The organism is Pseudomonas sp. Colony2 (assembly GCF_019382755.1).
Lineage (GTDB): Bacteria > Pseudomonadota > Gammaproteobacteria > Pseudomonadales > Pseudomonadaceae > Aquipseudomonas.
Map to the genome: position 1 here is coordinate 1,929,449 of NZ_CP080030.1, position 16,869 is coordinate 1,946,317.

Annotated in this window: 16 protein-coding genes; 10 read left to right on the forward strand and 6 right to left on the reverse strand. The window is 61.9% G+C overall.

All coding sequences use genetic code 11. From position 1 onward, the window contains the following. Positions 1-134 precede the first annotated feature (134 nt). Both fabV and JV201_RS08280 read left to right on the forward strand, forming a co-directional pair. The gene (gene fabV, locus JV201_RS08275) at positions 135-1,328 is read left to right on the forward strand and encodes an enoyl-ACP reductase FabV (protein WP_003218863.1); all 1,194 of its coding nucleotides are present in this window, start codon (positions 135-137) and stop codon (positions 1,326-1,328) included. Positions 1,329-1,428: 100 nt separating this feature from the next. Continuing rightward, positions 1,429-2,052, forward strand: a complete 624-nt coding sequence (locus JV201_RS08280; RefSeq protein WP_177080479.1) for an HAD family phosphatase — start codon at positions 1,429-1,431, stop codon at positions 2,050-2,052. Here JV201_RS08280 and JV201_RS08285 read toward each other — a convergent pair. Then, positions 2,049-2,954, reverse strand: coding sequence for a LysR family transcriptional regulator (locus JV201_RS08285; protein ID WP_102368413.1), 906 nt, complete (start codon positions 2,952-2,954; stop codon positions 2,049-2,051). The two genes, JV201_RS08280 and JV201_RS08285, sit on opposite strands and share 4 nt — an antisense overlap. A gap of 103 nt (positions 2,955-3,057) precedes the next feature. Here JV201_RS08285 and JV201_RS08290 point away from each other — a divergent pair, with 103 nt between their 5' ends. Then, positions 3,058-4,227, forward strand: coding sequence for an aspartate aminotransferase family protein (locus tag JV201_RS08290; RefSeq protein ID WP_177050886.1), 1,170 nt, complete (start codon positions 3,058-3,060; stop codon positions 4,225-4,227). Positions 4,228-4,292: 65 nt separating this feature from the next. Here the strand turns inward: JV201_RS08290 and punR are convergent, their stop codons facing one another. Continuing rightward, positions 4,293-5,225, reverse strand: a complete 933-nt coding sequence (gene punR, locus JV201_RS08295; protein WP_003218855.1) for a DNA-binding transcriptional activator PunR — start codon at positions 5,223-5,225, stop codon at positions 4,293-4,295. 122 nt (positions 5,226-5,347) lie between these two features. On the opposite strand from punR, the gene punC reads away from it, so the two are divergent. Next, positions 5,348-6,541: a purine nucleoside transporter PunC gene (gene punC / locus JV201_RS08300; protein ID WP_008437667.1), complete on the forward strand. Its 1,194-nt coding sequence runs from the start codon at positions 5,348-5,350 to the stop codon at positions 6,539-6,541. On the opposite strand, the gene JV201_RS08305 is transcribed toward punC, so the two are convergent. Then, positions 6,538-7,371 (reverse strand): nucleoside-binding protein, encoded by an 834-nt coding sequence (locus JV201_RS08305; protein WP_219406729.1) that lies wholly within the window; start codon positions 7,369-7,371, stop codon positions 6,538-6,540. The two genes, punC and JV201_RS08305, sit on opposite strands and share 4 nt — an antisense overlap. Positions 7,372-7,515: 144 nt before the next feature. Then, entirely contained in the window at positions 7,516-8,466 is a 951-nt protein-coding gene (locus JV201_RS08310) for a LysR family transcriptional regulator (RefSeq protein ID WP_219406730.1), read from the reverse strand. Between the two features lie 172 nt (positions 8,467-8,638). On the opposite strand from JV201_RS08310, the gene JV201_RS08315 reads away from it, so the two are divergent. Continuing rightward, entirely contained in the window at positions 8,639-10,150 is a 1,512-nt protein-coding gene (locus JV201_RS08315; RefSeq protein ID WP_010176247.1) for a nucleobase:cation symporter-2 family protein, read from the forward strand. Between the two features lie 116 nt (positions 10,151-10,266). Here JV201_RS08315 and JV201_RS08320 read toward each other — a convergent pair whose 3' ends face one another. Then, positions 10,267-11,199, reverse strand: a complete 933-nt coding sequence (locus JV201_RS08320; protein ID WP_003218843.1) for a proline iminopeptidase-family hydrolase — start codon at positions 11,197-11,199, stop codon at positions 10,267-10,269. Between the two features lie 94 nt (positions 11,200-11,293). Then, positions 11,294-12,058, reverse strand: a complete 765-nt coding sequence (locus tag JV201_RS08325) for a LuxR family transcriptional regulator (protein ID WP_008437673.1) — start codon at positions 12,056-12,058, stop codon at positions 11,294-11,296. 182 nt (positions 12,059-12,240) lie between these two features. Here JV201_RS08325 and JV201_RS08330 point away from each other — a divergent pair, with 182 nt between their 5' ends. From JV201_RS08330 to JV201_RS08350, 5 genes are read left to right on the forward strand one after another with little or no spacing between them, the layout of a single operon-like run. After that, positions 12,241-13,128 (forward strand): proline iminopeptidase-family hydrolase, encoded by an 888-nt coding sequence (locus JV201_RS08330; protein WP_008437674.1) that lies wholly within the window; start codon positions 12,241-12,243, stop codon positions 13,126-13,128. 3 nt (positions 13,129-13,131) lie between these two features. Continuing rightward, positions 13,132-14,079 carry an ABC transporter permease gene (locus tag JV201_RS08335; protein WP_003218838.1) on the forward strand — a complete coding sequence of 316 codons (948 nt, stop codon included), beginning with the start codon at positions 13,132-13,134 and terminating at the stop codon, positions 14,077-14,079. Further along, on the forward strand, positions 14,076-14,933 hold the full coding sequence (locus tag JV201_RS08340; protein ID WP_219406731.1) for an ABC transporter permease: 858 nt from the start codon (positions 14,076-14,078) through the stop codon (positions 14,931-14,933). The genes JV201_RS08335 and JV201_RS08340 overlap by 4 nt, the downstream gene beginning before the upstream one ends. Continuing rightward, positions 14,930-15,886 (forward strand): ABC transporter ATP-binding protein, encoded by a 957-nt coding sequence (locus tag JV201_RS08345; protein WP_102368420.1) that lies wholly within the window; start codon positions 14,930-14,932, stop codon positions 15,884-15,886. The genes JV201_RS08340 and JV201_RS08345 overlap by 4 nt, the downstream gene beginning before the upstream one ends. After that, positions 15,883-16,854, forward strand: a complete 972-nt coding sequence (locus JV201_RS08350; RefSeq protein WP_177036274.1) for an ABC transporter ATP-binding protein — start codon at positions 15,883-15,885, stop codon at positions 16,852-16,854. Before JV201_RS08345 ends, JV201_RS08350 begins: the two co-directional genes overlap by 4 nt. Positions 16,855-16,869: the final 15 nt, after the last annotated feature.

A 16,869-nucleotide genomic window follows, 5' to 3' on the forward strand; every position in this document is an offset into this window, starting at 1 on the left:
TGCGGATAGCATTTTGTGAACAGAAGATTTGCGACTATCGTGACGCTTCGGTTTTCCGGGCGTCATAGACCCGTACGATTGACGCTGTAATGGCCACCATTGGCCTTCGGCACCTTGGAAGAGGCAGAAATTTTATGATCATCAAACCGCGGGTTCGTGGCTTTATCTGTGTGACCGCTCACCCGGTTGGCTGTGAAGCGAATGTCAAAGAGCAGATCGACTACGTGACCGAACACGGTGCCATTGAAGGCGGCCCGAAAAAGGTGCTGGTCCTCGGGGCTTCCACCGGCTACGGCCTGGCCGCGCGCATCAGCGCTGCCTTTGGCTGCGGCGCCGACACCCTGGGCGTGTTTTTTGAGAAAGAAGGCGAAGAAGGCAAGCTCAGCTCTGCCGGCTGGTACAACAGCGCCGCCTTCGAGAAGTTTGCGCTGGAAAAAGGCCTGTACGCCAAGAGCATCAACGGCGATGCGTTCTCTGACGAGATCAAGCGCCTGACCATCGAAACCATCAAGAAAGACCTCGGCAAGATCGACCTGGTGGTCTACAGCCTGGCCGCGCCACGCCGTACCGACCCGCAAGGCGTGGTGCACAACTCCACCCTGAAGCCGATCGGCAAGGCTGTGACCCTGCGCGGCATCAACACCGACAAGGGCGTCGTGGTCGACACCACCCTCGAACCGGCCACCCAGGAAGAAATCGACGGCACCGTGAAAGTCATGGGCGGCGAAGACTGGCAGCTGTGGATCGACGCCCTGCGTGACGCCGACGTGTTGGCCGAAGGCGCCAAGACCACTGCGTTCACCTACCTCGGCGAGAAGCTGACCCAGGATATCTACTGGAACGGCTCCATCGGCGAAGCCAAGAAGGACCTGGACAAGAAAGTCCTGACCCTGCGCGAAAACCTCGCGGCGCTGAAAGGCGACGCCCGTGTGTCGGTACTCAAGGCAGTAGTGACCCAGGCCAGCTCGGCGATCCCGATCATGCCGCTGTACCTGTCGTTGCTGTTTAAAGTGATGAAAGAGCAGGGCACCCACGAAGGTTGCATCGAGCAGGTCTACGGCCTGTTCAAGGACAGCCTGTATGGCAAAGAGCCCAAGCTCGACGCCGACGGCCGCCTGCGCGCCGACCTCGCGGAACTTGAGCCTAAGGTTCAGGACGCGGTAGCGGCCCTGTGGAATCAGGTCTCCGATGACAACGTCAACGAGATCAGCGATTTTGCCGGCTACAAGGCGGAATTCCTGCGCCTGTTCGGTTTCGAGATCGACGGCGTGGACTACGACGCTGACGTGAATCCGACCGTGAAGATCAAGGGCCTGATTCAGGCTTAAGCGCTTGCGGTAACGAAGAAGCGGCCTCCAGGGGCCGCTTTTTTGTGCGCGTCATGCCAGACTGCGGCCGTTATCACACCCACGCTAACGGAGGATCTACATGACGATTCGTGCAGTCGTTTTTGATTTCGGCGGTGTCCTGTTCGACTGGAACCCGCACCATCTCTACCGCCAGCTGATTACCGACGACCGGGAGCGCCAACGGTTCCTGGACACCGTCTGCACCCAGGCCTGGAACACCGAGCAGGACGCCGGGCGCAGTCTGGCTGAGGGCACCCGCGCGCTGATCGCCGAACATCCGCAGCATGCACCAATGATCCAGGCGTACTACGACCGCTGGCACGAGATGCTGCGTGGTTCATTGCCGGAGGGCGTGGCGATACTCGAAGCGTTGCATGAGGCGAAGATGCCGCTGTTCGGCCTGACCAACTGGTCCGCCGAGACCTTTCCCTATGCCCGCGCCCACTATCCCTTCCTGCAGTATTTTCGCGACATCGTGGTGTCCGGCGAAATCAAGCTGATCAAGCCCGATCCTGCTATTTACCAAGCCAGCCTGGCGCAGGTGCGCGCCCATTTGCCGGATATCCAGCCGGGTGAAGTGGTGTTTATTGACGACGTAGCCGGCAATACCGAGGCGGCTACTGCGCTGGGTTGGCAGGGGATTCACCACGTGTCTGCCGCGCAGACCCGGGAGCGCTTGATCGAGCTGGGGGTGAGCCTCTAGCGCGCCCATTTCTCCATGACGAAATCCACGAACGCCCGCAGCTTGGGCAGGCGATAGCGGTCCTGGGCGTACAGCAAATGCATGGGCCGGCTGGGCAGTTGGTAGTCCGTCAGTAATGCCACCAGTTTCCCGGCCCGCAGGTCTGGCTCGACCAGGGCGTCAGGTAGCATCACGATGCCCATGCCTTCCAGGGCAGCCTGGCGCAAGGCCTGCGAACTGTTGATGGTCAATGAGCCGGAAACCGGAATTTCCACTTCGCCCTCTGCACCGCGCATTCGCCACAACTTGTCGGCGTTGCGCCAATCGTCGGTCGCCGGGTAAGCGAACGCCAGGCAGTCATGTTGCTGCAGATCGTCGGGGCGTTGAGGTGTGCCACGGCGCGCCAGGTACTCCGCAGAGGCGCAGAGGGTGATGGTGTAATCCTGCATGGGGCGGGCAATCAGGCTTGGCGCGTCCAGGTCGCCCAAGCGGATGGCCACGTCGAAGCCGCTGTCGACCATGTCCATCCGCTGGTTGCTCAGCACCACGTACAGCTTGATCTGTGGGTAGCGCTGGGAAAATTCGCTGAGCGCCGGTGCCAGGCGTTCGGTGCCAAAGGCCGGTGGTGCGGTGATCCGCAGCAGCCCCTTGGGCACGTCACTGTTGGCTTGTTCGGCCATCTGCTCGGAGTCGGCCACCAGGCCCAGGACCTCCAGGCAACGCTGGTAATAAATCCCGCCAAACTCGGTCAGGCTTTGCTTGCGCGTGGTGCGCTTGAGCAGGCTGACCCCCAGCCTTTGTTCCAGCGCGCGCAGGTGATTGCCGACCATGGTGGTGGACATGCCGCACGCCTGCGCTGCCGCCGTCATGCTGCCGGCTTCCACCACTTTTACGTACACCGTCATCGCCTGGAACAGATCCATTATCAAGCCCTGGTTTAAAGTGATCGCAGTGTTGTGCAGTTTATCCAGCTCGGGTGGCTAACGATACTGGTGCCATCACTACGATGCACTGGAGCCTGATGCCATGACCGCCGCCTGCCTGATGACCACTTATCAACCGTCGCCCCTGAGCTTTACCCGAGGCCTTGGCACGCGCCTGTGGGACCAGCAGGGCCGTGAATACCTGGATGCGGTGGCAGGTGTGGCGGTGACCAACGTCGGTCATTCCCACCCGCGGCTGGTAGCGGCCATCAGTGAGCAGGCCGGTTTGCTGCTGCACACCTCCAACCTCTACAGCATCGACTGGCAGCAGCGCCTGGCCCAGCGCCTCACCCGGCTTTCCGGGCTGGACCAGGCGTTCTTCAACAACTCCGGTGCCGAAGCCAACGAAACGGCGCTGAAGCTGGCCCGGCTGCATGGCTGGAAAAAGGGCATCGAACAGCCGCTGGTGGTGGTGATGGAGAATGCCTTTCACGGGCGCACCCTGGGCACCCTGTCCGCCAGCGACGGGCCTTCCGTGCGGTTGGGATTTCAAAAACTGCCGGGGGACTTTATCAAGGTCGGCTTCGGTGACTTGAAGGCGCTGGAGGCCGTGACCCGGGAGTTTGGCCCGCGCATTGTTGCGGTGCTGCTTGAGCCGATCCAGGGCGAAAGCGGCGTGCAAGTCGCGCCGCCGGGCTATCTGAAAGCCTTGCGCGAGCACTGCAGCCGGCAAGGCTGGTTGTTGATGCTCGATGAGATCCAGACCGGGATCGGCCGCACCGGTCGCTGGTTTGCCTTCCAGCATGAAGGCATCGTGCCTGACGTGATGACCCTGGCCAAAGGCCTCGGCAACGGTGTGCCGATTGGCGCGTGCCTGGCCCGGGCCGCTGTTGCGCAACTGTTTACCCCCGGCAGCCACGGCAGCACCTTCGGCGGCAACCCGCTGGCCTGCCGTGTCGGTTGTACGGTGCTGGAGATCATCGAAGAACAAGGCCTGCTGGACAACGCGGCGCAACAGGGTGAGCGGCTGCTGGCGCGCCTGCGGGTGGAATTGAACGAGCATCCCCAGGTGCTGGCGATTCGCGGGCAAGGGCTGATGATCGGCATCGAACTGGCAACGCCTCAGCGCGACCTGGCCCACCGTGCGGCGCAAGAGCATGGCCTGCTGATCAACGTCACCCGGGGCAAGATCATCCGCCTGCTGCCGCCGCTGACCATCGATGCCAAGGAAGTGGAGATGATCGTGCGCGCACTTTCCCGGCTTCTGGACTAAACACGGATGAGGCTGACGCGGAGCGTCACTGGCTGCATTCCCACGCAGAGCGTGGGAACGATCAGTCAAACGGGGTAGCCGGAGCCCACCTGCACCCCGTTCAGCCATTCCTGATTCAGGGTCTCGGTATCCCCCAGGTAATCCAGCAACCAGGCCATGGCCGGCGACAGTTTGTTCTGTGCCCAGGCCACGCACGACGGGCTGGCAGGGAAGGGCCGGGACAGTTGCAGGGCGCTCAGCTCGCCGCGCTCGATCCACGGCTGCACCAGGTGCGCCGGTGCCATGCCGACGCACAAGCCATCCCGCAGGCAATCAATCGCCGAAGCCCAGTGCGGCACCACCAAACGACGCTGGTTATCCAGGGTCCAGGTGTCGCGCTTGGGCAGGTTGCGCGAGGTGTCGGTCATGCACAGGGAGGCGAAGGGCCGCAATTGGTCATCGCTGAGCAGGCCTTCGACCGCTGCCAGCGGATGCCGGCTGCTGACCACGCACAGCCAGTTCAGCAGGCCCATGTCACGAAATGTGAATTGACTGGCCACCGGCACCGCGCTGGTGGCGCCGATCACGATATCGGTGCGGTCATCGGCCAGGGCATCCCACACCCCGTTGTACACCTCGTAATCCAACAGCAATTCCACCTCCGGGAACTGCCGATAGAAATCCAGTACCAACTGCCGGCAGCGCTGCTGTTTAACGATGGAATCCACCGCGACTTTCAACTGGCCACTCCAGCCATTTGCCACTTGCTGGCACAGCCGGCGGGTGCCGAGCATTTTTTTCATGACGCCGCGGGCTTCGTCGATGAACAATTTACCCGCGGGTGTCAGCTCCACATCCCGATGCCGTCGGACGAACAGCGGCACCGCCAGCCATTCTTCGAGTTGCCGCACGGTGTAGCTGATGGCTGACGGCACGCGGTGCAGTTCCTGGGCGGCGGCGCTGAAGCTGCCGTGGCGGGCCACTGCATCCACCACATCCAGGGAATATTCAGACCACATGGGGTTTGCCTTCAAAATTATTGATAAGAGTTTCCAATTATTATCGCTTCACAGGGATTTGCTCAGCTTCATAATAGGCGCCAGTCAGCAAATAGTTTGATGGCAGGTTATACAAGGCTTCAATGAAAAATTCTTTTGGATTCACCTGGTACCTGGCGGGGCTGAGCATGCTCGGCTATCTGGCCATGGATATGTACTTGCCGGCGTTTGGCGCCATGGGCGAGCAACTGCAGATTTCCCCCGGCGCGGTGGGCGCGAGCCTGAGCATTTTCCTCGCCGGCTTTGCCGTAGGGCAGTTGCTGTGGGGGCCGCTGTCCGACCGGTTGGGACGCAAGCCGGTGCTGCTTACGGGCCTTTCACTGTTTGTGCTCGGCTGCCTGGGGATGTTCTGGGTCGAGACCGCACCGCAGCTGTTGGCCTTGCGTTTTGTCCAGGCGATTGGCGTGTGCTCTGCCGCCGTCAGCTGGCAGGCGCTGGTGATTGACCGCTACCCGGCGGACAAGGCCCATCGGGTGTTCGCCGGCATCATGCCGCTGATGTCACTGTCTCCGGCCCTGGCGCCATTGCTGGGAGCGCTGATGCTGAATCACTGGGGCTGGCAGGCGATCTTCGGTGTGTTGTTGGTGGTTTCGCTGCTCCTGCTGCTGCCTACGTTGTTTCTCAGGCCGCTGCCGAAACGCCTGACAACCGACGGCGAACCGTCCCGACTCGGCTATGGGCAATTGCTCAAGTCGCGGGTGTTCACCGGCAACGTGATGATCTTTGCCGCATGCTCGGCCAGTTTCTTCGCCTGGCTTACCGCCTCGCCGTTCATCCTTGGCGGGATGGGCTACAGCCCGAATGACATCGGCTTGAGCTACGTATTGCCAACGCTGTCGTTCCTGATCGGTGGCTACAGTTGCCGCAGTGCGTTGCAGCGGTTCCAGGGCAAGACTTTGTTGCCGTGGCTGCTGCTGGCGTACTGCATCAGCATGGTCGCGCTGTACCTCGTCGCGACCTTGACCGTGCCGACGCTCGCCACCTTGCTGATTCCGTTCTGCCTGATGGCCCTGGTCAATGGCGCCAGCTACCCGATCGTGGTGGCGAATGCACTGATGCCGTTTGCGGAAAATTCCGGCAAGGCGGCGGCATTGCAGAACACCTTGCAGTTGGGGTTGTGCTTCCTGGCGAGCCTGATCGTGTCGTCGATGATCGACCAGCCGCTGTTGATCACTGCGATCGTGATGCTGGCGACCGCGCCATTGGCCGTGTTGGGCTACTGGCTGGCGCGACCGAAGGTCGACGATGGCGATGCCGACCTGGTGCGCGCCCGCTAGAACGTCACTTCCATGTTCACCGTCGGCGTTGACGTGCGGCTACCCCGGCCGCCGTCCACGCCGAACTTGTTATGCCAATACTCATAGCCGACGCCCAGGTAGAGATTGGGCTTGACGCCTTTGCCCGGACGCACCGCCACCATCAGCGCGGTGCGCATCAGGGTTTCCGGCGCGGTGTCGCGGCCATGGAAGTCTTCGCCCTTTTCCCCGACGTGATTGATAAACCCCTGAAACTTCGCCCCGTGGTTGCCGATCTCGAAAGGCCGCATCCAGGTCAGGTTGAGCATGTAGGTATCGTCGAAGGTGTGATCGGGGTCTTTCGCGCCAGGGATGCCGGAATGGTTTCTTTCCTTGTAGTACATCAGGCTCAGGTCCAGCACGCCGACGGTGTTGAACTTCAAGGTCGGGCCAATCACCAGCGCGCGTTTTTTCGCCGACGCCAGGTTGTTGTTGCGGTTAGCATCAAAGCCGAAGGTCAGTGCGTAATCCTTGATCACCCCGGTGCCCAGCGGCACATCGAATACCCGTGAGGCGTACAGCTGGTGCCGGTACACCGCATACACTTCGCTGCCGCCGTGGTCGGTGCCCTTGCGTGGGTCGCGGCTGTCGGACAGGAACACATCGAGGTTCAGGTAGTTGCTGCCGTACTGGTAGCCGCTGGCGTGGGTGAAGCTGTAGATGCGCTTGCTGAATTCATCCGGGTTGTTCGGGTTGGTGAACTGCTGGCCGTAGCGAAATCCCAGGCTGTTGTTCATCCATTCCAGCGCGACAGCCTCCCCGCCGCCGAACAGGGTGAGTAATACGGTTGCGCCGTGCAGTGCCTTTTTCATTGTTTTAATTCCTTTGGCGTTTTGGCTCATGGCGACCGCGCAAGGGTCGCCGGGCGCAGTATCGGCACATCCGTTGTAGGTTCCAAAGAACAGAATCTCGCCTGGGCCGATGCCGAAACGGCAGCACTGAAATTGGCCTGAGAGTCAGGAAATACGTGGCGCCCAGGGTGTTTCCTGATGTTCGCGCAAACTGATTTCTTCACTGAGCAGATGGGCCATGGCTTGCACCGCCATCGGCAAGTCCCGGTCTTTGCGGGCGTACAGGCCTAGGTCGCTGAAGATCCCGCCCTGGTCGCTGAGCGGAATGTGCAGCAGTTCGCCGCGGGCTAAATCTACCTCCACGCCAATGCGCGTCTGGAACGCGATGCCCAGTTGCTGGCGCGCCAGTTGCCGGGCCAGCTCCATCGAGTTGCTGTGCAGCAGTGGCTTGTTCGTCGCCGCCGAACGCTTGTGCAGCGGTGCGATCAGGTGGTGAACCGAGAGCTCGCTCTTGGCCTGGATCACCCCGTGTTCACAGCAGCGCGCGTAACTCACGCTGGTTTCACCGGCCAACGGATGCCCCGGTGCCATCAACGCCCCCAGGCGAAAATGGCCGACACACACCTGGATGGTTTCGCTGCTGCGCGGTAAAGCAAAGGCCAGCCCCAGGTCAGCCTGGCCGTTGATCACCGCACCGGGAATCGATTGCGAACCTTGTACCGTGACGCCAATAGTCACTTTCGGATAACGCTCACGCATGCGCTTGAGAGCGGCGGGCAGCAGTTCCACAGTGGCGCCTTCCACCGTGGCGATTTCCACGTGGCCGGTCTGCACACCGTTCAAGCCATCCAGTTCACCGCGCACGCGCTCCACGTCCTGCAACAGGAAACTCACGTGGCGGGTCAGGATTTCCCCGGCCGCCGTCAGGCGCAGGCCGCCGGGTAGGCGCTCGAACAGCGCCGCGCCCACCTCGTCTTCCAGCTTGAGGATCTGCCGGTTCACCGCCGAAGACGCCACGTTCAGGCGGCGCGCGGCTTCGCGGATCGAGTGGCAGCGGCGAACCATGTCGAAGTAGTAAATCGCCGGGGCGTGGATGCGCAGCTTGCGGTTGAGCATTTTTTTCAAGTCCTTGTGCGCAGCGCTTCGAGCCACGGGGCAGGGCGGCTGAATGGATTTTTGTAACGGCGTTCAGGGTGTTCTTGTGAAAATGATTGTATACAACTCTATGGACATCCAATCTTTCTATTGCATACAGTGAGTGCACAACAAAAACAGAGAACCCCTCACCATGACTATCCCGAAGGCGTCACCGCAGCGGCCAGAAGATGAGAATCTCGGCGTCGCGGCCAACATGGCTTACGGCCTGCAGCATGTGCTCACCATGTACGGCGGCATCGTGGCTGTACCGTTGATCGTCGGCCAGGCGGCCGGGTTGTCGCCGGCCGATATTGGCCTGCTGATCGCTGCCTCGCTGTTTGCCGGAGGCCTGGCTACGCTGTTGCAAACCCTGGGCCTGCCGTTTTTCGGCTGCCAGTTGCCGCTGGTGCAAGGGGTGTCCTTTGCCGGGGTGGCGACCATGGTGGCGATTGTTGGCAGCGACGGTGCGGGTGGCATCCCGGCGATTCTCGGGGCGGTGATGGCCGCCTCCCTGATAGGCCTGCTGATCACCCCGGTGTTCTCGCGAATCACCAAATTCTTCCCGCCGCTGGTTACCGGGATTGTGATCACTACCATCGGCCTGACGTTGATGCCCGTCGCCGCCCGCTGGGCCATGGGCGGCAACAGCCGCGCTGCAGATTTCGGCAGCATGCCGAACATCGGCCTGGCGGCGCTGACCCTGGTGCTGGTATTGCTGCTGAGCAAGATCGGCAGCGCGACCATCTCGCGACTGTCGATCCTGCTGGCGATGGTGATCGGCACCGTCATCGCGGTGTTCCTCGGCATGGCTGACTTCTCCAGCGTGACCCAGGGCCCGATGTTCGGCTTTCCCACACCCTTCCATTTCGGCATGCCAACCTTCCATCTCGCGGCGATCATTTCCATGTGCATCGTGGTGATGGTGACGCTGGTGGAAACCTCGGCGGACATTCTGGCAGTGGGTGAAATCATCGACACCAAGGTCGACTCCAAGCGCCTCGGCAATGGCCTGCGTGCGGATATGCTGTCGAGCATGTTTGCGCCGATCTTCGGCTCGTTCACCCAGAGCGCGTTTGCACAAAACGTCGGACTGGTGGCGGTTACCGGGGTCAAGAGCCGTTATGTGGTCGCCACCGGTGGGATATTCCTGGTGATCCTCGGCCTGCTGCCGTTCATGGGGCGGGTGATTGCGGCAGTGCCGACTTCGGTGCTGGGCGGGGCCGGGATCGTGCTGTTCGGCACCGTGGCTGCCAGTGGTATCCGGACCTTGTCCAAGGTCGATTACCGCAACAACATGAACCTGATCATCGTCGCCACTTCCATCGGTTTTGGCATGATCCCGATTGCGGCCCCGAGTTTCTACGATCACTTCCCGAGCTGGTTCGCGACCATTTTCCACTCGGGGATCAGTTCGTCGGCGATCATGGCGATCCTGTTGAACCTGGCGTTCAACCACTTCACCGCGGGCAACTCGGACCAGCAGTCGGTATTCGTTGCCGGGACGGAACGCAGCCTGTGCTTCCAGGACGTGGCGGCGTTGCGGGACGGGGATTACTTCAGCGGCGGCAAGCTGTTTGATGCCGAGGGCAAGGAAATTCCGTTGCTGGAGGAAGTGCCGAAGAAAGCGGCTGTGCACGGCAGGGCGCAGACCAGCGAGGTGTAACAGCCACAAAGAGTCCAATGTGGGAGCGGGCTTGCTCGCGAAGGCGGTGTGTCAGTCGCTAAATATGCTGACTGATCYACCGCCTTCGCGAGCAAGCCCGCTCCCACATTTTGATCTCAGCCAGTCTTGAGCGTTCTGTGGGGCACCGAACAAGCCTCATCCAAAAACTGCACCACCGTCCCCATGCACGCCTGTCGCTCTTCAACATGCGGCATGTGGCTGGAGTCTTCGAACAGCGCCCAGCGCACATCGGCGATCTCATCCAGGAACGGCTTGACCACCAGCGGCGTGGCCTCGTCATGGCGACCGGAAATCACCAGGGTCGGCACATTGACCTTCGACAGCCGGCCGATCACGTTCCAGTCTTTCAAGCTGCCAATCACATGGAATTCCGTCGGGCCGCTCATGGCGTGATACACCGTCGGGTCCGAATCCACCTGGGCGAATGTGCGGGCGACTTCTTCCGGCCACGGATTGACCCGACACACGTGCTGGTCATAGAAAATCCGCGAGGCGGCCAGGTATTCAGGGTCCTGGTAGGTGCCGGCCTGTTCATGCTTGAGCAAGGTCTCGTGCACGCCTTCAGGCAGTAGCTTGCGCAGGCGGTTGGCCTCGGCAACCCAGGTACGCATGCAGGTCGGCGAGTTGGCCGGAATAAATGCACGCAGGCCCTTGGGTTGCAGGATGGCGTGTTCGCTGCCGAGCATGCCGCCCCAGGATTGACCCAGGATCGCGTAGTTGTTGCTGATCTGCAGATGGTCCAGCAGGTTGTCCAGTTCTTCGAGGAACAAGCCGACGGTCCAGAATGAAGGGTCTTTGTCAGGCAGGTGGGTGGAGCGGCCGTTGCCCAGTTGGTCGTAGTGAATGACCGCGTGGCCACTGGCGGCTACGTCCTTGTAGGCATCGACATAATCATGGGTACAACCCGGGCCACCATGGAGGATGACCAGCGGCGTGAGGCCGCTGTCCAGATCGCCGGTTACCCGATACCAGGTCTGGTAGTCGCGAAAGGCCGCATAGCCTTCGCGGATTGTTTCGATGAATTCCATTTCGTGCCCTGCCCTGAGAAAAAGTGATCAGGTACACGATAGTCGGCACAGAAAGTTTAAGTAACTAGCAAAACAGCTAGGTTTTTCCTTCGGATCAGTCTTCCAGCAGCCGGTAATGAGTGGCCCGTACCACCGCTTGCACCCGGTTCTTGGCCCCCAGTTTGTGCATGGCCGACGCCAGGTGCAGGGTAACCACTGCCAGGGAGCGGCTCAATTGCGTGGCGATTTCGGCGGCGGTCAGGCCGTCGGCGGCCCATTTCAGGCATTCGCGCTCACGCTTGGTCAGGCGGATATGCGGGTAGGAGCGCAGTTCCTTGCTGAAAAGCGGGTAGGCCGCTTCCTGCAAGGCGTGGGTAATCAGGCTGAATTCCGACAGCGTCTGGCGGGCGTCCTGCAACACGGCGCTGGCCTTGCCGGTGCGCAGGCCGGTCAGCGAGGCGAAGCCGCCACGGGGCAAATGGATCGGCACGCTGACGCCGCAGGTCATCTGGCGGTCGTGCAAGTAGCTGGAAACCGGGGCGTGGCAGGGGTCGATGATTTTTTGCAGCGCGGTATCGGCCTTGGCCTCGTAGGACCACACAAATGGTGAAACCGTCGACAGTGCGAGGTGTTGCACCGGATCGATCTGATAAAAACCGGAGCTGCACCACAGGTTGTACCAGTCGGGCGGGGTATTGCGCAGTTGCAGCACAGAAGGGGTGATCAGTGCACCATTATGGTCAATGGGCACGGGGGTGTAGTCGTAGACCAACGCATCAAAACCCAGGTCCTGGGCCAATACGAGGGTGTTGTCCATCTGTTCATCCAGGCTCCTGCCGGGGATGAGACGGTCATTAAACGCAGTTAGCCTGGCCAGCATCCGTTCTGCTCCCGATTTCATTTGAATCTCGTCTTGCTGCAAGTAGAATGCCACGCCCCGGCGAAGGACTGCCAGACCAAACCTATAAGAATTACCAGGTTATGGACACGCGGCATCCTCGGTAGTGTTGGCCTCTAAACGGCCACTCTCCACAGGGCCGACACACAACAAGGAATGTATGCATGTGGCGTGAAATTGCCCCCGACCAGCGGTACAACGTGCAGGTCGATGGCCACAACCTCGTGGCCTATAGCTTTGGCGAAGGCGATGAAGTGTTGCTGTGCCTCAATGGCGGCCCCGGGCTGCCTTGCGACTACTTGCGCGACGCCCATGGCTGGCTCAAGGACAACGGCCTGCGAGTGGTTGCATTCGACCAGCTTGGCACGGGCGCTTCAGCCAGACCGACCGATGTTTCGCTGTGGGAAATCAGCCGTTATGTCGAAGAAGTCGAAACCGTGCGCCAGGCCCTTGGCCTTGGCCGCGTGCACTTGCTGGGGCATTCCTGGGGCGGATGGTTGGGCATCGAGTACGCCATTCACTACCCCGATGCGCTGAAAAGCCTGATCCTGGAAAACACCGTCGGCGACATTCCGCACCTGTCCCTCGAGCTGGAACGCCTGCGCGGCGCCCTGGGCAGCGAAACCGTGGCGATGATGCAACGCCATGAAGCCATGGGCACCCTCGATCACCCGCAGTACCAGGCCGCCATCACCTTGCTCAACTACCGCCACGTCTGCCGCCTGGACGAATGGCCGGCGCCGGTCCAGCGTTCCCTCGGCGACTGGAACATGGGCCCCTACGAAACCATGCAGGGTCCCAACGAATTTCTCTACATCGGCAACCTCAAGGACTGGAACCGCATCCCCGAGATGGCCGAGTTCAAGATGCCGATACTGATCACCACCGGCCAGCACGACGAACTGACCCCGGCCTGCGCCATGCGCATGAAAAGCGCGGCCCGGCACGCCGAGCTGCACGTGTTCCCCAACAGCAGCCATATGCCTTTTTACGAAGAGCCCCAGGCATACTTCCCGGTGCTGCTGGACTTCCTCGCTCGTCATCGAGGCTGACGGATGAACCTGGCGCGTTACCGTTTTGTGCTGTCCCGGCCGCTGCAATTGCTGCCGGTGCTGTTTGGCATCAGCCTGATCACCTTTGTGCTGGTGCGCTCGATTCCCGGCGACCCGGCGCGGGCCCTGCTGGGTTCGCGCAGCACCCCGGACGCCTTGCTGAAGATCCGCGCCCAGTACGGCCTCGACCAGCCGCTGTGGCTGCAATATTTCTACTTCCTGAAAAACCTGCTCAAGGGCGACCTCGGCCAGTCACTGCTGTACAAGGTCGACGCGCTGAAACTGATCGTCACCCGCATCGAGCCGACCCTGTTCCTGGTGCTCGGCAGTGTGCTGCTGGCGCTGTTGATCGCCGTGCCGCTGGCCACCGTGGCCGCGCGTAATAAAGGTGGCTGGGCGGATAACCTGATCCGGCTGTTCACTACGGTGGGCCTGGGCATGCCGGCGTTCTGGCTGGGCTTGATGCTGATCCTGTTGCTCAGCGTGCAATGGGGCCTGTTCCCGGTCTCCGGGTATGGGCGCACCTGGCTGGACAAGGCGCACCACATGGTTCTGCCGTGCCTGACCATCGCCCTGGCGCTGTCGGCGGTGCTGGTGCGCAACCTGCGGGCGAGCATGTTGATGGAGTTGCAGGCTGACCACGTTACCGCCGCCCGGGCGCGCGGGTTGTCGGAGGCGGCGGTGTTTCGTCGTCATGTGCTGCCCAATTCCCTGGTGCCGGCGGTGAACCTGCTGGCGGTGAACATTGGCTGGCTGATCAGCGGCACGGTGGTGATCGAAAGCCTGTTTGCGATTCCCGGCATCGGCCAATTGCTGGTGCGCGGCATCTTCACCCGCGACTACATGGTGGTGCAGGGCGTGGCGATGGTGCTGGCCTGTGCCACCGTGCTGGTCAACTTTGTTGCCGATGTGGTGACGGTCACGCTGGACCCGCGAGTGAAGATGCAATGAGCAGCCGCCCATTGATCGCCCCATGGCGCCTGCGCCTGCGCTTTGGTTTTCGCAATGGCCGGCTGACGGCGGCCTGGGGCCTGTTGATTCTGCTGACATGGCTGGCGCTGGCCGTGTTCGCCCCCTGGATCGCACCCTTTGACCCGATTGCGCAAAACAACGACATCAGTTTGCTGGGTCCCAGCCAGGCCCATCCATTTGGCACGGACAACTACGGGCGAGACATCCTTTCGAGGGTGATCTGGGGCGCACGCATCGACCTGCAACTGGCGGTGGTCGGGGTGATCTTTCCGTTCCTGATCGGCACCTTCGTCGGTGCGGTGTCCGGCTACATCGGCGGGCGTTTCGACAGCTTCTGCATGCGGGTGATCGACGTGATCCTCGCGTTCCCTTTCCTGGTGCTGATGCTGGCGATCATGGCCATTCTCGGCCCGGGTTTGAAAAGCTTTTACATCGCCATGGCGCTGGTGGGCTGGGTGTCCTACGCGCGGCTGATCCGCTCGCAGATCCTGGTGCTCAAGGAAAGCGACTTCGCCCTGGCCGCCAAAAGCCTGGGCTTTGGCCATGGGCGCATTCTGTTCCGGCATTTGTTGCCCAACGCGATGTTCGGTTCGATTGTGTTCTCGATGTCTGACGCAGTGCTGGTGCTGCTCAACGGAGCAGCGGTCAGCTACCTCGGCCTGGGCGTACAACCGCCGACCGCCGAGTGGGGCACCATGGTTGCCGAAGGCCAGGCGTTCATCACCACCGCCTGGTGGATTTGCACTTTCCCGGGCCTGGCCATCGTGACCCTGGCCATGGGCTTCAGCCTGCTGGCCGATGGTGTGGCGCAAATGCTGGGGGATCGCTCATGAGCCTGTTGCAGGTGCAGGACCTGAGCGTCATCGCCAATAACACCGGGCGCGACGTAACGTTGGTGGACCGGGTGTCGTTCGACCTGGCCGAAGGTGAAATCCTCGGCCTGGTGGGCGAAAGCGGTTCGGGCAAGACCATGGCCTGTCGCGGGCTGATGCGCTTGCTGCCGTCCCCGAGCCTGCGGGTGCAGGGCGGTTCGGTGCGCCTGGCGGGCCAGGACCTTCTGCAGCTGGATGACGCCGGCATGCGCGCGGTACGCGGTGGGCAACTTGGGATGATTTTCCAGAACCCCAGCAGCCACCTCGACCCGTTGATGCGCATCGGCGAGCAGATCGCCGAAGGCATCCGACTGCACCAGGGCGCGTCGAAAAAGGAGGCGCGCTTGCAGGCTATCGAAGTGCTGCGCCAGGTCGGCATTCCCGATCCCCAGGCGCGGATCGACAATTACCCCCACGAGTTTTCCGGCGGCATGCGCCAGCGGGCAATGATCGCGGTGGCCCTTGGCTGCAATCCCAAGGTGCTGATTGCCGACGAACCGACCACCGCCCTCGACGTGACCGTGCAAGCCCAGATTCTGCGGCTGTTGCTGGACCTGCGGGACCAGCGTGGCCTGTCGATCATCATGATCACTCACGACCTGGGCGTGGTGGCGCAAACCTGCGACTCCATCGCCGTGATGTACGCCGGGCGCCTGTGCGAACACGGCAGCAAATACGAGCTGCTGGCACACCCGCAACACCCTTACACCGCCGGCCTGATCGAGTGCCAGCCCGCCACCAGCAGCGGCCACGCCCTGTTGCGCACCATCGCCGGCCAACCGCCATTGCTCGACGCATTGCCCAAGGGCTGCCGGTTCAACCCGCGCTGCCCGCAAGTCGGCAGCTTGTGCACCGAGCTGCTGCCGGAAGGCGCGCGGGTGGCCTGTCACTATCCCCTGGGAGTTCGCCCATGACGCTGTTGCAGGTGAATGACCTTGAGGTGCGTTTCGCCGCCGCCGGCAGCGGCCTGTTCGGCCTGAATAAACAGTGGGTGAGGGCGGTCAACGGGGTGTCGTTGACCCTGGCCGCCGGTGAAACACTGGGTTTGGTGGGCGAGTCCGGCAGCGGCAAAAGCACATTGGGGAGGGCGATCCTGCACCTCAACCCCATCAGCGCCGGGCAGGTGGTGTTTGACGGCATCGACATGGCCCACGCCGGGCCGGTCGATATCGCTCGTTTGCGGCACGAGACGGCGATGATCTTCCAGGATCCCTACGCGGCCCTGAACCCGCGGCTGACCATCGGCGAAACCATTGCCGAAGTCCTGCGGGTGCAGCGCAAGGTGGCGCCAGAAAACATCCCACGCCGGGTCGACGAATTACTCGATCTGGTAGGCCTGCGCCCCGAGCTTGCCAGCCGCAAGCCTGGCTCCCTGAGCGGCGGCCAGTGCCAGCGCGTCGGCATTGCCCGGGCGCTGGCGGTGGAGCCGCGGCTGATCATCGCCGACGAATGCGTGGCTGCCCTGGATGTGTCGATCCAGGGCCAGATCATCAACCTGCTGCTGGAACTGCAACAGCGCATGAACCTGGCGATCCTGTTTATCGCCCACGACCTGGCCATCGTCCGCCGCCTGTGCGACCGGGTGGCGGTGATGTACCTGGGGAAAATCGTTGAGGAAGGTCCGGTGGAGGCGGTGTTCACCACGCCGCGCCATCCCTACACAGCAGCGTTGATCCAGGCGATCCCGGAGATTGATCCGTACCGCCCGTTGCCCAGCGAACCGTTGCCGGGCGAGCCGCCGAGCCCGCTGAAGCTGCCTAATGGTTGCGCCTTTCACCCGCGTTGCCGACATGCACGAGCCGTGTGTGCCGAGGTATTGCCGCCGACTCACGTTGTGCAAACGCATCGGTACAGTTGCGTGCTTGAAGAACCTTTGCTTTGAACCCTTCCTGCCGAT